The following is a 14,661-nucleotide window of genomic DNA, read 5'->3' as shown; positions in this document are numbered from 1 at the left end:
TCATTCGTAAAAGCTTACTTAATAGAAGTAACAGCCCCATTTAGCAAAATAGCGAGATGGGGTTTTTTGCATTTTTTTATCATACGGATTAATTAATCAGCAATTGCTCTTATGTCAGTTGGCAGACTTTAGTATTATGGCGGATTAGGCTACGTTCAGCCTTTATAGTCAACAGGAGATGGCCCCGTCGTGATTTGGTTAAAAATGCTTATCGGCGCATTGATGGTACTGGCGATTCAAATGTTCGCCCAAACCCGATTTTTCTATTTGGCGGCACTTGCGCCACTATTCCCCACTTTTACGTTAATCAGTCACTTTATCGTTGGTACTGAGCGCAGTCCCGCTGATTTAAAGGTCGCGCTGATATTCAGTATGCTTGGCGTCATACCGCATTTGATTTATACCTTTGTGGTGTTTTTTAGCATCAGTTATATGAGTTTATACAAGGCACTGCTATTAGGTGTGGTCGCTTGGACGGTGGCGGCTGCGATTCTGGTACTGACATGGCAATACATTCAAGGTTAAGTAATATTAAGAGGTAAACTCTTTTAGCGCAGCAATAGCATTTTATAAGCTTAACTTTAATATTAGAGCGTTTTTTATTGAAGTATTTTTATTGATTTAGTATTGGCTGTTAGTTCTGATGGTGATGCTAGGGCGTGTTGAACATTGGGTATAAATTAATGGCAAAAAAAATAGCGAACGGTTAATCTTTAAGTTCTCACACAAAAAAGATATCGTTCGCTATGCCTCGCACTATGCTCAAAGATGAACACTGGACAAGACTGAAACCTATATTACTAGAACTTAATATCTATGACAAAGGAAATCTTAGACAAACGGTTGAAGGCGTGCTTTATCGCATGCGTGTTGGCTGTCCTTGGCGCGACTTACCCGAGTATTTTGGCAAGCCTAATACCATCTATAAAGCTTACCAGCGCTGGTTTCGCAGTAATAAGCTGATTGCATTATTTACGTTACTGATCAAAGACGCAGACCTTGAGTGGGTCTTTATCGATGGCACTCATATTAAAGCGCATCAGCACAGCAGTAGTGGCAATGAGAACCTACAATCCATTGGCAAAAGTGTGGCAGGCCGCGCGACCAAGATTCACTTAGCAGTTGATGCGCATGGCAATCCGATTACCTTTATCTTGTCAGATGGCACAACCCACGATGTTAAAGTCGCACCTGATTTAGTAGACAAGGTTGACTTGAATGATACAGAGGTTTTATGTGCCGATAAAGGCTACGATTCTGATGCACTACGAGCCCATATTGAACAAGCAGGGACGCAGGATAACATCCCTCGAAAACGAAACACTCAGTCTTCTAACGACCATATGGACTGGGACTTATATAAAGCCAGGCATCTAGTAGAAAACGCTTTCGCTAAGCTAAAACAGTATAGGGCGGTTGCCACTAGATTTGATAAGCTCAAGCAGAGTTATGAAAATACGGTCGCTCTTGCTTGTGCTTATATCTGGCTCAAATTATGAATGTTCAACACGCCCTAATGTCATTATAAATAATTGTCATTCATATTTTGAATAACGGCCGCTTATGATAGGCTCACTGGTGTAATATTTACTAACAGCAAGATAACGAAAAACCCATCGCAATCAATTACTATTCTTAATAATAAAAAGTAGGGCTCAAAAAAAATGGATACCTTAAATATCCTGTATCTCGTAGGCGCAGTACTAATTTTCGCCAGTATCATGGCGAGTACATTATCGGCGCGCTTAGGCGTACCATTGTTGTTGCTGTTTTTGATAGTGGGTATGTTGGCAGGCGAGCAGGGTATCTTGGGTATTGAGTTCTCTCAATATGCGCTAGCCAATTTCGTTGGGCAGGCCGCCTTAGCCTGTATCTTGCTAGATGGTGGTTTACGTACATCCTTTAAATCATTTCGAGTGGGTCTAAAACCTGCGATTACGCTGGCCACGTGGGGCGTGTTGGTCACGGTCATGGTGCTAGGGGTGTTTGTCACTTGGCTGCTCGATGTCGATTGGCGTTTTGGTCTACTGATGGCAGCAATTGTCGGCTCAACCGATGCAGCAGCGGTATTTTCTCTATTACGTAATGGCGGCGTCAAGCTTAATGACCGTGTACAAGCAACGCTTGAACTTGAGTCTGGTGCCAACGATCCCTTGGCTATTTTGTTAGTCACTGGTTTGATTGCGCTAAATGTTGATCCTGATGGTCAGACAGTATTTGGCTTTTTAGTTTTATTGCTACAGCAGCTGAGCTTTGGGCTAGGCATGGGCTTATTGTTCGGTTATTTTTTATCCCGATTATTGCCCAAGGTGCATTTAGCAGAAGGCATGTACGCCATTTTAATCCTCTCCGCTGGCTTGGCTGTGTTCGCCGCGACCAATCTTATTGGCGGCAGTGGATTTTTGGCGGTATACCTCACTGGTGTGTTAATCGGCAACCACAAGGTGCGCTCAACAGAACATGTCATGCGAGTGATGGACAGCTTTGCTTGGCTATCACAAGCAGTGCTTTTCGTAGTATTAGGACTGCTGGTCACTCCATCAAACGTCCTCAATGTCTGGCATTATTCGGTTGCAATCGCGCTCTTTATGATCTTTGTCGCGCGTCCTATTGCCGTCTATACCAGCGTAAAACCTTTCAAATTTAAAGACAGAGAGATTGGGTTTATCTCTTGGGTTGGTTTGCGCGGTGCAGTGCCTATTACCTTGGCAATTTTACCCGTCATGGCTGGGATAGATAACGCCTTTATGCTGTTTGATATTGCCTTTGGCGTCGTGGTTCTGTCGTTGATTTTGCAAGGTACAACCATCCCGACGATGGCCAATCTGTTTAAAGTACGTATTCCGACCAATAAAGACCCAAAAGAGGAGCATGAAGTCTGGGTATCCGATAAGGCCAGTATCACGCTGTATGAGTTTGAGGCAAAGTCGGGCGCATTTGCCATTGGGCGTCATCCTATGGGTATCTCCAAAGGTATTAACCCAGATGAAATCAGTGTCTTTGCGCTAGTCCGTAATCAGCAAATCGTAGTAGTCGATGACAACACAAAGCTAAAATTCGGTGACAGTGTCTGGTATGCGATGAGAGGTAATCACGCTAGCAAAATCGCTAAGATTTTTAATGACACGACATTAGATCGCAAAGCTATCGATGACTTCTATGGCGATTGGTTGCTATCACCAAGTGTTAAGCTTGGAGACTTGCCATTTTTTACAGGAATTATGGCGTCTGAGACATTGGTAAAAACACTTAAAACGTCCGATGAAGACAGCGCAAAAAACATGTGGGAGCAGACGGTGGCCGAGTACGTGAAATCACACTTAGGTACTGCGCCAGTGTCAGGCGATACTGTTGTGATAAGCGATGAATGGTCATTGGTTATTAAGGAAGTCGATGACAAAGGGAAGCTAAGAACCATTGGTCTAAAGTACCAAGACCAAGCAGCGACCGCCTAAAATTTTGTCGCAAATTGTTAACAGCTGATGATCAAAACAGTAAGATAAAGCCTTGTCTTTAAAGGCATTACTTTCAATACAAGACAATGCACCAGCTATTAGGACACTGTGATTAAGAAACACTGAGAATCCGAGTAGCAAAATCTGCTGATAAATTAGGCTTTAGAATAATTCTCTGACAACAAATTTATCATTTTATTCAAAAAATCTGCCACATGTTTGTGTAGGTTTTCTCGGTATGCCCAGTGATGCTTCACTTCATAGCTTGCCTCATCAGGCAGTAGTATTTTCATCAGCCCCATCTCTTCATAGCGCATTGCTAGATCGCGTGGCAAATAACCCACATGATGACCTGCTAGGATAAGCTGCGCTGTCGCCTCCATATGATAAGTAGTCGCGCTTAACGTCTTGGGACGAATATGATTGATATGATGCTCTACCACATAGCCTCTTTTTATCCACGGATAGTTCTGTTCTAAATCCTCAAAAGTTAATCCTTCTGAGTTGTAAAACAATCTATGCTCGCGACCACAACAGACCACTTGCTTTTCAACAAATGCTGGCTTAAAAGTCAGTAAAGGTGGAAAGCTGCCAAAATAACCCACGCCAATGTCACTCTCGTTACTTAAGAGCTTTTCTAACATGCTCTCAGGGCTTTGTACGTCGATAGAAAAGTGTATTAACGGGTTATTACGGTAGCTGTTGGCTAGACGTTGTCTAAGCGCATCATAAAAAAACTTGGGCATCTGATCAATCAAGCAAAGCCTGATGTGCCCGCCGTGAACTGAGTCTAATTGTTTAATATAATGCAGCTGATGTTGAAAGCTGGCGACTGATTCGGTAAAGCCCAAACATGCCTCATACACCGCCGCACCGTCCTCCGTGAGTTTGAATCCTGCTCGACCACGATGACATAGCGTCATGCCTAAGCGGTCTTCTAAATGCTTCAAATGCCCACTGATCACAGAAGTAGTGACATTCAAACGCGACTGCGCGGCCGTCACGCCTTGGCACTCTACGATAGCCATAAAGCTGCGTAGTGTTTTGATGTCTATCTTTATCAGTTCATCCAATATCAAAAGCGGCTCCTTATTTATTAAATCAATATCACCTTTCTTTCAATCAATACTGCCTCTCATAAACTTCTGATAGTGACCTATAAGCGCACTTTAGTACGAAAAAATAGAAGTTTACTTCTAAATTTTACCATGGTTCCTTCTCTTATATTTATGTATTGTCAATGGCATGTAGCAAATTGTGTACTTAAACCAAATAGAACAAGGAAGTAACTTATGACATTCAATCAACCATTAAGCGGCAACGATATGCCAAGATTTGGCGGTTTCGCTTCTATGATGCGTCTGCCAACTCAAGCCGATGCTGAAGGGTTAGATGTGGCGTTCGTTGGCGTACCTTTAGATATTGGTGCATCCAACCGTAGCGGTGCAAGATTGGGTCCTAGACAGATTCGTGATGAGTCAAGAATGATTCGTCCCTACAATGTGGCCACTCGTGCTGCGCCTTTTGAGTCATTACAAGTCGCTGACATCGGCGATGTGCCTATCAATACATTCAACCTGCTAAAAAGCGTTGATATCATCGAAAAATTCTATACCGATAAAATCGTCAAACACGGCGCGATTCCTCTAACACTAGGTGGCGATCATACTATTGCATTGCCTATCCTGCGTGCACTTGCTAAAAAACACGGCCCTGTCGGCATGGTACACATCGATGCCCATGCTGATATCAATGATGATATGTTTGGTGAAAAAATCGCGCACGGTACGCCATTCCGCCGCGCTGTTGAAGAAAACCTCATCGATGGTAATCGTGTGGTGCAAATTGGTCTACGTGGTACAGGCTATAGCGCTGAAGAGTTTGACTGGTCAACTGAGCAAGGATTCCGTGTGGTACCTGCTGAAGAGTGCTGGTATAAGTCGCTAACACCGCTCATGGCTGAAGTACGCGAAAAGCTAGGAGATGGTCCTGTCTATTTGAGCTTCGATATCGACGGTATTGATCCTGCGTTTGCCCCAGGTACGGGTACTGCTGAAATCGGTGGTCTGACCTCTACTCAAGGTATCGAAATCATTCGCGGTATGCGCGGCCTAGATGTGGTAGGTGGGGACTTAGTTGAAGTATCACCACCGTATGATCCATTTGGTAATACTTCGGTATTGGCGGCGAACTTATTGTTCGAGATGCTATGCATCCTGCCGGGCGTACGCTATGACGACAAGGTTAAGGCGGTTTACTAATCACCATCAATGATTACCTCTATAATGAGCAGCCTTTGCAGCCATTAATTAGTGACTAATAATCGGTATGAAAGAAAAAATACAAAGGTTGTTTTGAGGTATTGATAATTATCTGCATATTCAGCGAAATTTTTTAGGATGACTGACCCATGACCCAATTGACGCAAACGCCTTCTCATTTGACTGATACATCATCATTGACCTGCGGTGAGCTGTTGGTGCAGTGGCTAGAGTATTATGGTGTAGAGACCGTTTTTGGTATCCCTGGTGTACACACGGTAGAGCTGTATCGCGGTCTGCCAAATACCAATATCCGTCATGTGACACCGCGTCACGAACAAGGCGCTGGGTTTATGGCAGATGGCTACTACCGTGCTTCTGGAAAAATCGGCGTATGCTTTATCATCACTGGCCCTGGTATGACTAACATTATGACAGCGATGGCGCAAGCACTGGCTGATTCGATACCGATGCTAGTAATCTCTAGTGTCAATAAAGTAAAAGACACAGGTAGTGGCGAAGGGCATTTACATGAGCTTCACGATCAGCAAGGCATGATTAGTAAAGTAGCATTGACGAGTAAGACCATTTGGCAACCTGAGTCGCTACCGAAGGTCATTGCAGAAGCTTTTGCCTTATTTAATGGGGCACGTCCTGGCCCTGTACATATTCAGCTGCCTATCGATGTCATCACCGCTGATGCCAGTCATGTTGCTAAGCCGCCTAGTTTAAATGCTGTAGCAAATAGCGAAGCTAGTACAAATAATTTGAGCCTACCACAGGTCACAAGACCATTGCCGAATCCTACGCAATTAGACCTAATCGTGCAGTCATTACAAACCGCGAAAAACCCTGTAATACTTTATGGAGGCGGCTGTGTTGATGTCGATCAAGATGCACAACGATTGGCAGAGCTGATAGATGCGCCAACGTTTTTGACGATTAATGCAAAAGGCTTGCTGCCACCTGGTCATCCATTAAGTTTAGGTAGCAATCAGTCATTAGAAGCAGGCCGAGCCGTGATTACCGAGGCGGATTGGGTGTTAGCGATTGGTACTGAGCTTGGCGAGACTGACTATGATGTGTTCTTTAATGGTGAGTTCAAAATCAACGGCACGCTGGTACGTATCGACTGTGATGCCCAGCAATTGCAGCGTCCGTTTAGAGCAGATATTGCGGTACTGTCTGACGCGCAAATGGCGATTAGTGGTTTATGTAGTCGCTTAGAAGGTCAGACACTTGATCATCAAGCACTGTCACGTGTCAATGAGACAAAACAAGCCATCTTGAAGGATGTAACGACAGACTTTGCGGGTCAAAATGCCTTACTAAAGCTAATTAGAGATGAAGTAGAAGACGTTATTTTCGTTGGTGATTCAACGCAGCCTGTCTACAGTGGCAACCTTGGCCTAGAAGCCTTAGCGACTCGTAAATGGTTTAATTCATCGACGGGTTTTGGCACATTAGGTTATGGTTTGCCTGCTGCTATTGGGGCCATGGTTGGCTCAAATCTACCTGTCATCAGTCTAATGGGTGATGGCGGCATTCAATTTACGATTGCTGAGCTCATCTGCGCAGCCGAGCTTGAGCTGCCATTGATCGTTTTGCTATGGAACAACCAAGGCTACGGTGAGATACGTCGTTATATGGAAGAGGGCGGCCTACTATTGATTGGCGTCAATATCAAAACGCCAAACTTTGAGCCATTAGCAGCAGGATTTGGCGCTGGCTATCGCAGAATCACTGATAAGCAGCAATTGCTAGACGCATTAGAAACAGACACTAAGGGTAAACAACCAATCATTTATGAGATTGATGAAGCAGACGACTTTCTAAAAGAAATGGCTGAGACAGTGACTTATTTTAGTTAAAGTAATACCGGCGCTAATGCCACGGATAATCACGAGACCGATAGTCACAGTTCTAAAAAACGACAAAAAAATGACAAACGCTGGTTACGCAAGGAAGCACCTTCATGACGCCCAATGCTAGAGAAATGTCAGAAAGTAGACATGAGCAAATACCGCGTTTGTTGACGGCGCTTGCTGTTGTCGTTGGTACGACCAATGTATTGACAAAACCTAGCCAACAGCAGTCTTATGTGCAAGGTGCAATTGAGGCTATCACAGACGCTACCGTCGCAGTTGTGATACCGCACTCTCTTGTGGCACTATGGCGCGTCATTAATATCTGTGCTGCTTTTGATGTAATTATCATTGCTCAAGCGGCCAATACAGGCTTAACAGGTGGCTCAACTCCGAATGGGGATTATGACAGGCCATTAGTCGTAATTTCTATGCAGTTATTGGGCGGTGTGCATTTACTTAATGATGCAGCAGAACTGGTTGCTTTGCCAGACGCAATACCTCAGGAGCGTTTGAGTTAATCAATCATCTGGGACTGGATTTGGGGTCGCATCCAGAGGAAATGCTAGAGAACCTGCAAGCTGGCACATTTAGCGAAGCGTCAGATAGTGCAAGCGATGGTAAAGTCTGTACCAACCATCATTATCAACATAAAGTCCGTGATTGTGAGGCAGAGACACCTGCTAGATTTAATAATGATCCCAACGGTCTGTACGAAGCATCTGGCTCAGCTGGCAAGGTCATCGTATTTGCAGTGAGGGTAGCGACCTTTGCCAAGCCTAAACACGAGCAAACATTTTATATCTCGACCAACGACGCTGACACCTTGACCACACTCAGAAAACAATGGTTAAAAAGCGAGTTGAAATTGCCCGTGTTGGCTGAGTATATGCACAAAAACTATAACGACATCACGATGCACTATGGTCGAGACACTTGCTTGAGCATGCGTAAGCTTCCTGCTAGCAAGATAGGGGCGCTGTATCGACTGCAAGCAAAGATTGGCTACTATCTGGATAAATGGCATCTTCCAAAGACGCTGCCAGATCGAATACTGCAACTGACATCTAGGTTTATGCCGCCGTCATTACCAGCCACTTTGAGTACGCAAGCGCTCTCATATAAATACCATTTGATTATAAAAGTCGCAGATGGTTTTGGTAACGACTTTGATAATGGCATTAATAAAGATTCTAATAAAAACGATGGCAACAATATCGCTGCTGCGCAGGATTTTTTGCAAAATCATATGCAGCAATATCAAGGTGCGCTGCATGTATGCACAGAGCTTGAATCGCAAACGTTATTGGTATTTCGCAGTGCCGCGACCGCTGCCATGTTTCGTTATCACAATTTAAATCAAGATAAGTTTGGCGAGCTGCTATCGACCGATATTGCTTTACCTAGAAATGCCGTAGATTGGGACGAGACTCTACCTGAACATTTACAAAAACAAGTCAGTAAAGCCTTTTATCTGGGGCATTTTTTCTGTCATGTCATGCACTAAGACTATTTATTGAAACCTAAGACCAATGCGAAGCAATTCAAGGAAGACCTGCTGGCATTTTATGACCAACGTCATATTGAGTATCCTGCTGAGCACAACGTGGGGCATGTGTATCCTGCTAAAACTGAGCTACATTATTTTTATAAAAAACTGGATCCAACCAATTCGCTCAACCCAGGTATTGGTCAGACAGAGAAATGGAAAAACTGGCAATCATCGCCCATTAAGGAGAAATTAAATGACGAGTTACATGGATAAGTCGCAGCAGCCGATTTTAGGGAATAATACGGTTGATCCAGAAACGCCAAAAGCAGGACAGTGGCGTGCAGCAATGTGGAAGTTCCTATTGTTTTCAGCACTAGGTATCGCACTTTTTATCATACCGTTTGAGTGGAATGGTAAGGTCACAATCTTATTAGGTGTATTGACCGATACGCTACAGTCCGTGTTAGGTGGATTGGTAGCCTATATTGCTATGGCGATAGTGACTATCTCCGCTCTTGGTGCACTGGCAGTCAAAGCGTTAAAGCCTAATTTGCATGAAGATTCACTGGTAAAAAAGCTTTTTAATGTTGATTGGTTTTGGCTGTCCACGCGTTTTTTAGGTATGTTGTTTGTTTGGATGATTTTCCTGCAAGTCGGCCCCGAGTTTATTATCAATCGTAATACGGGCGGTGTCATTTTTGAAGATTTGATTCCTGTCTTAATTCCGTTGTTCTTCTTTGCCATTTTATCGCTGCCATTTTTGACTGATTTTGGCTTGATGGAATTTTTGGGTACCTTAGCCAGTAAAGTGTTTATCAAACTTTTCAAACTACCTGGTCGTTCTGCTGTCGATGCAATGTCTTCTTGGTTTGGTGCAGCGTCTATCGGCTTGCTAGTCACTATGCAAGAGTATGACAAAAGCTTCTACAGTCAGCGTGAAGCCGCCATTATCGCGACTACATTTTCAGTCACTTCTATCGCCTTTACCTATGTGGTTGCCAAAACCATCGGTGTAGACAATAACTTCGTCTTCTTTTATCTGACCATTGCGCTAACCGGTTTCATCGCTGCGATTATCATGCCGCGTATACCACCATTATCACTTAAGCCTGATACGTATCATTCTGGCAAAAGCATGCTAGATGAAGGTATTCCTGCTGAATATACAACGTACCAGTGGGCAGTCAATCGTGCGGTTACTCGCGCGCACTCTATGCCAAGCTTAGGTAAAGTGTTCAAACGCAGCGTACACAATCTGCTTGATATCTATTTTGGACTGATTCCTGTTATCTTTGCTATCGGTACCATAGGTCTTGGCCTAGCAGAATACACGCCAGTCTTTAATTGGCTTGCAACACCACTTGTACCACTACTTGAGTGGTTACAGATTCCAGAGGCGGCAAAGGCTGCACCTGCCATGATTATGGGCTTTGCAGATATGTACTTGCCAGCGCTAGTCGGCAAAAGCATTGAAAGTGAGATGACACGATTCATCGTTGGAGCTGCCTCAATTACTCAGATTATCTATATGTCTGAAGTGGGTGCGCTGATTTTGAAATCAAATATTAAGCTAAATGTATTAGAGCTATTTTTAATCTTTATCCTTCGTACGCTTATCAGCTTGGTAGTTATCACCTCAGTGGCGCATCTACTGTATTAGTGACGCGTCTAGTATTCATAAGGCATCTAGCCTGACGATAATATGCAAATGGTCGGTTTTTCTGTAGTCAGTTAAACCGACCGTTTAGCCAATCACATTACGGACGTTACGCACATAAAGACAATTTGATCAAACATATAAGGCGATTGACCATTATGGAAATGCTGAACTCTACAGAATTAACCAGAGAAACTGCCATACAAACGGCTCAAAACGAAGTTGTATTAAATGCCGCTTATATCAATGGTGACTGGGTTACGATTGCAGCACCTGTGACCGATTCTGGTGATGCAAGCTTTGATAATACAAATAACCATGTGTTGTATGATCCAAATTCAGGCGAGGTGATTGCAACGACACGCTTATGCACCAGTGCCCATGTAGAGCAGGCAGTTAAAGCGGCTGATGAAGCTTTTGCTGGCTGGTCACAGACTAGTGTAAGTGAGCGTGCCCGCTATCTAAATGCGATTGCAGAGTCTATGGAGCAGCAATTCGATAAGTTGGTTGGACTGTCTGTATTAAACAACGGTAAGCCAATTGAAGAAGCAAAGATAGACGTCGGCGATGCCATCGCTTGCTATCGTTATTATGCCAATCTCATCACAGATCAGGCAACATGGTCTAAAGTATCAACGCTTGAATCGGGTATTCGTTTGTTAAAGACATACTCGCCAGTGGGTATTTGTGCGCTGATTACCCCTTGGAATTTCCCAATGGTAACGACTTCTTGGAAGCTGGCACCTGCGCTAGCGGCAGGTTGTACCGTGCTATTAAAACCGTCTGAGGTGACACTACTACCAGAGCTTATGCTAGGTAATATCCTATCTGAGATAGGCTTGCCAAAAGGGGTGGTTAATATTTTACCGGGTGCTGCTGAAGTGGGCACTGCTATGACCAGTCATCCGCTGATTGACAAAGTGTCTTTTACTGGTAGTAATGTAGTCGGCGAAAAGGTCATGATCCAAGCAGCAAAAGGCATCAAAGACATTAGCCTAGAGCTGGGTGGCAAGTCTGCTATTGTGGTCTGTGCAGATGCTGATATTGACTACGCTTGTGATTTAATTATTGGCGGTATATTTACCAATGCTGGTCAGATATGCTCGGCCACGTCGCGATTGGTTGTTCATCAAGACATCGCTGAACAGCTTTTTGAGACGTTAAAAGTAAAAACGGAAAGTTTGCAAATAGGTGATGGTTTCGCGACAGATACGCAAATGGGTCCATTGGTGAGCGAGCAGCAGCTGAATCAAGTTAAGAAGTTCTTTGATATTGCCGCTGACGAACATCTTGCTTGTTTGACTGGTGGCGAGATAGTTACTGGTTCAGGATATTTTGCAACCCCAACGATTTATACAGACGTACCAACGACCAGCCAATTATGGATGGAGGAAGTGTTTGGGCCTGTATTAGTCAGTACAACCTTTATCGACAATGCAGAGGCTATTCGCCTAGCTAATGATAGCAAGTTTGCTCTAGCAGCTACCATCGTGAGCGCCGATGAGACTGCTGCGCTTGAGATGTCGCTACAAATAAAAGCCGGGCATATCTGGATTAACGAGCAACAAATCGTACTGCCAGAAGCAGGATGGGGCGGATTTAAGCAAAGCGGTATCGGCCGTGAGTTGGGCGGTGATGGTTTGTCCGCTTATCAGAAGAGCAAACACGTATTACTGACCGATCAATTGGATTTTTAACTAGATTATCACTAGCCACTGTAGAGACCATTTACTAGCTATCAGCATGACTGTTGAATTATTGTAGAGTGATTGCTGATAGCTAAGTCGCGCCCTAGCATTACGTTTGTTTACCAGACCATTTCTTATATTAACTTTACTGTCGCACCCATTCAGGATAAAATTGAGCAATCATTCAAGTTTTATAGCCGTGCCCATTTTTATATGAGGTCACGGCTTTTTAAATGAGGCACATTATGTCACGCACCGCACTTTACAACCGTCATGATGCCTTGGAGCGTGCGCTACAGCTTTTTTGGCAAAATGGCTATCATGCCACCTCATTAAAGGATATCGAGCAAGCACTTGATATGCGCCCAGGCAGTATCTACGCAGCTTTTGGCAATAAAGAGGGACTGTTTCAAGAAGCACTAGAATATTATGCGCGTCTAGGATTGACTGAACTTGAGCGAGTATTGAGCCATCATAAAACGCCTTTATTGGGCCTTGCGGCTTACATACGTCAGCTTGGCGGGATTCGTGATAAAGCGTTACCGAGCCGTGCTTGTATGTTGGTCAAAAGCTTACTAGAGCTTGGTGCGCGTGAACAAACAGCGTTAACCAAGGTGGAAATGCTGCTGGCAGGTATGGAGACACGCTTTATAGAATGCTTTAGAGAAGCGCAGAATGTCGGTGAGATGGATAGTGAGCTTGATCCGGTTAGACTTGGTCGCCGCCTACAGGCAGAAGTCATGGGTCTGCGTGCTTTTGCACAGCGTGATGTAGAAAGCTCGACAGTACACGCCCTTGCTGAAGATATGGCCTTATCTATAGAAGAGTTGCGACTCGATAACTCAGTAAACGCTTAGAATGTCATAATCGGGTGTTCAAGACGGCATATATCTTCAGACGCTTACTTAGAAGATTCTAGCTGTTTAAGAGTATGATACCCACCATGTATACGGGTAAAAATAGTAATAGCACAGGCAGTAGCAAAGATACCAGCCAGTAGCACAAAATGCTGCGGCCAAATGCAAAAAGCGATAAAGATAGCAATCGTTTCAGTGCCTTCAGTGAGACCGTTGAGATAATAAAAGCTCTTATATTTAAACTGAGGCTTGTCTAATTGAAACTTTTCTGCAGAAATTGCAAAGGCCAAAAAGCTCGAACCTGTCCCGATAAATGCCGATAATAACAACGCGCCTGCAATGGCATTTTGGGCAGGATTGGCCAAGATAAACCCAAGCGGTACGGCTGCATAAAACAAGAAGTCGAGCGTGATATCTAAGTAACCGCCAGCGCTTGAGCTTTGCTGTGCGTAACGTGCCAACGCGCCATCAAGCCCATCCAAGATACGATTCAATATAATCGCTGCTAGCGCGCCATACCATAGCTCAAACGCGAGGAGTGGTAGTGCCAACATACCAACCAAGAATCCAGCTACCGTAAGCTGATCAGCTGTGATGCCGAGCTTATGCAATGTCGCTACTATTGGGGTTAGCAGCGGCTTGATCACGGGCGTAATGAACTTGTCTAACATGCGAGCTGCCTTTTATATTTTGCTTATTTTGATACTTTAGCTAGATTTTTGGCTTTAATCTACAAGACTATTGTCCTACGTAAATAACTTTACCATTGGCTGCTTCAGCGTCGCTTTGGTCGTGCGTGACCATAATAGCAGGCAACTTATGAGTACGAATTTGCTCAAACACCAATTGCCGCGTATCCATTCTCAGCTGGGTATCGAGCTTGCTAAAGGGCTCATCAAGTAGTATCGCTTTGGGCTCACTTAGCAGCGTGCGTAGTAGGGCGACACGTGCTTGTTGACCACCTGATAGGTTATCAGGATGACGATCTCCCATCCCTTCTAATCCTACTTGAGCTAAAGACTGCGCTATTTTTTCAACTCGCTGTCTCTTATTTCCTTTTGGCATAGCAAAAGCAATGTTGCCCGCGACTGATAGGTGCGAAAACAGCAGTGCATCTTGGTACAGCACCCCAATACGGCGCAAATGGGCTGGCAGGTGAGTCACATTTTTATCGTTTAACCAGACAGTACCCGTCGCGGTAAAATCGCTCGCCAAAGTGCCTGTTAGCCAGTTCAGTAAGCTGGATTTGCCACTACCAGAAGGGCCCATCACGGTTAGGATGTCGCCACCAGCGATGTGCTCATTGATACTCAATAACTGCTCGTTTTGACGAAACAGCTGTAAGTCTTTTATCTGTAGAGATGATGGCATCAGGAACCCTTTATT

General features: G+C 44.2%; 12 protein-coding genes and 1 pseudogene. 10 read left to right on the top strand and 3 right to left on the bottom strand.

What is annotated here, in order from left to right; genetic code table 11:
- The first annotated feature begins 189 nt into the window (after positions 1-189).
- The 3 genes from CXF61_RS06665 (at position 190) to CXF61_RS06655 (ending at position 3,455) form a co-directional block, all read left to right on the top strand.
- The gene (locus CXF61_RS06665) at positions 190-525 is read left to right on the top strand and encodes a GlpM family protein (protein ID WP_224737711.1); all 336 of its coding nucleotides are present in this window, start codon (positions 190-192) and stop codon (positions 523-525) included.
- Positions 526-746: 221 nt separating this feature from the next.
- Positions 747-1,499, top strand: coding sequence for an IS5 family transposase (locus CXF61_RS06660; RefSeq protein WP_165597633.1), 753 nt, complete (start codon positions 747-749; stop codon positions 1,497-1,499).
- Between the two features lie 165 nt (positions 1,500-1,664).
- Positions 1,665-3,455: a potassium/proton antiporter gene (locus CXF61_RS06655; protein ID WP_165597632.1), complete on the top strand. Its 1,791-nt coding sequence runs from the start codon at positions 1,665-1,667 to the stop codon at positions 3,453-3,455.
- Positions 3,456-3,610: 155 nt separating this feature from the next.
- Here CXF61_RS06655 and CXF61_RS06650 read toward each other — a convergent pair whose 3' ends face one another.
- Positions 3,611-4,534, bottom strand: coding sequence for a LysR family transcriptional regulator (locus CXF61_RS06650; RefSeq protein ID WP_227526619.1), 924 nt, complete (start codon positions 4,532-4,534; stop codon positions 3,611-3,613).
- A 213-nt stretch (positions 4,535-4,747) separates the two neighbouring features.
- On the opposite strand from CXF61_RS06650, the gene speB reads away from it, so the two are divergent.
- From speB to CXF61_RS06610, 7 genes and pseudogenes are all read left to right on the top strand, one after another.
- Positions 4,748-5,716, top strand: a complete 969-nt coding sequence (gene speB, locus CXF61_RS06645; RefSeq protein WP_057760617.1) for an agmatinase — start codon at positions 4,748-4,750, stop codon at positions 5,714-5,716.
- Between the two features lie 149 nt (positions 5,717-5,865).
- Positions 5,866-7,587 (top strand): 5-guanidino-2-oxopentanoate decarboxylase, encoded by a 1,722-nt coding sequence (locus CXF61_RS06640; RefSeq protein ID WP_165597631.1) that lies wholly within the window; start codon positions 5,866-5,868, stop codon positions 7,585-7,587.
- 104 nt (positions 7,588-7,691) lie between these two features.
- Complete coding sequence (locus tag CXF61_RS06635) at positions 7,692-8,102, top strand: hypothetical protein (protein ID WP_165597630.1); 411 nt, start codon at positions 7,692-7,694, stop codon at positions 8,100-8,102.
- Between the two features lie 41 nt (positions 8,103-8,143).
- A pseudogene (dld, locus tag CXF61_RS06630) lies at positions 8,144-9,346 on the top strand (D-lactate dehydrogenase).
- Positions 9,327-10,733: a YjiH family protein gene (locus tag CXF61_RS06620; protein ID WP_165597627.1), complete on the top strand. Its 1,407-nt coding sequence runs from the start codon at positions 9,327-9,329 to the stop codon at positions 10,731-10,733. Before dld ends, CXF61_RS06620 begins: the two are co-directional and overlap by 20 nt.
- Before the next feature lie 155 nt (positions 10,734-10,888).
- Positions 10,889-12,427, top strand: a complete 1,539-nt coding sequence (locus tag CXF61_RS06615; protein ID WP_227526618.1) for an aldehyde dehydrogenase family protein — start codon at positions 10,889-10,891, stop codon at positions 12,425-12,427.
- A gap of 236 nt (positions 12,428-12,663) precedes the next feature.
- Positions 12,664-13,275, top strand: coding sequence for a TetR/AcrR family transcriptional regulator (locus tag CXF61_RS06610; protein WP_165597626.1), 612 nt, complete (start codon positions 12,664-12,666; stop codon positions 13,273-13,275).
- A gap of 44 nt (positions 13,276-13,319) precedes the next feature.
- On the opposite strand, the gene CXF61_RS06605 is transcribed toward CXF61_RS06610, so the two are convergent.
- Positions 13,320-13,946: a CDP-alcohol phosphatidyltransferase family protein gene (locus CXF61_RS06605; RefSeq protein WP_165597625.1), complete on the bottom strand. Its 627-nt coding sequence runs from the start codon at positions 13,944-13,946 to the stop codon at positions 13,320-13,322.
- Between the two features lie 67 nt (positions 13,947-14,013).
- Positions 14,014-14,646 carry an ATP-binding cassette domain-containing protein gene (locus CXF61_RS06600; protein ID WP_165597624.1) on the bottom strand — a complete coding sequence of 211 codons (633 nt, stop codon included), beginning with the start codon at positions 14,644-14,646 and terminating at the stop codon, positions 14,014-14,016.
- Positions 14,647-14,661 lie beyond the last annotated feature (15 nt).

The sequence above is a fragment of the Psychrobacter sp. 4Dc genome, assembly GCF_002836715.1.
Classification (GTDB): Bacteria; Pseudomonadota; Gammaproteobacteria; order Pseudomonadales; family Moraxellaceae; genus Psychrobacter.
This window is presented reverse-complemented; position numbering and strand designations above follow the sequence as displayed.

Bases quoted from the DNA above. Each gene is read 5' to 3' on its own strand.
- CXF61_RS06660 (WP_165597633.1), top strand. From the start codon at position 747: ATGCCTCGCACTATGCTCAAAGATGAACACTGGACAAGACTGAAACCT.
- CXF61_RS06655 (WP_165597632.1), top strand. From the start codon at position 1,665: ATGGATACCTTAAATATCCTGTATCTCGTAGGCGCAGTACTAATTTTC.
- speB (WP_057760617.1), top strand. From the start codon at position 4,748: ATGACATTCAATCAACCATTAAGCGGCAACGATATGCCAAGATTTGGC.
- CXF61_RS06640 (WP_165597631.1), top strand. From the start codon at position 5,866: ATGACCCAATTGACGCAAACGCCTTCTCATTTGACTGATACATCATCA.
- CXF61_RS06635 (WP_165597630.1), top strand. From the start codon at position 7,692: ATGACGCCCAATGCTAGAGAAATGTCAGAAAGTAGACATGAGCAAATA.
- CXF61_RS06620 (WP_165597627.1), top strand. From the start codon at position 9,327: ATGACGAGTTACATGGATAAGTCGCAGCAGCCGATTTTAGGGAATAAT.
- CXF61_RS06615 (WP_227526618.1), top strand. From the start codon at position 10,889: ATGGAAATGCTGAACTCTACAGAATTAACCAGAGAAACTGCCATACAA.
- CXF61_RS06610 (WP_165597626.1), top strand. From the start codon at position 12,664: ATGTCACGCACCGCACTTTACAACCGTCATGATGCCTTGGAGCGTGCG.
- CXF61_RS06605 (WP_165597625.1), bottom strand. From the start codon at position 13,946: ATGTTAGACAAGTTCATTACGCCCGTGATCAAGCCGCTGCTAACCCCA.
- CXF61_RS06600 (WP_165597624.1), bottom strand. From the start codon at position 14,646: ATGCCATCATCTCTACAGATAAAAGACTTACAGCTGTTTCGTCAAAAC.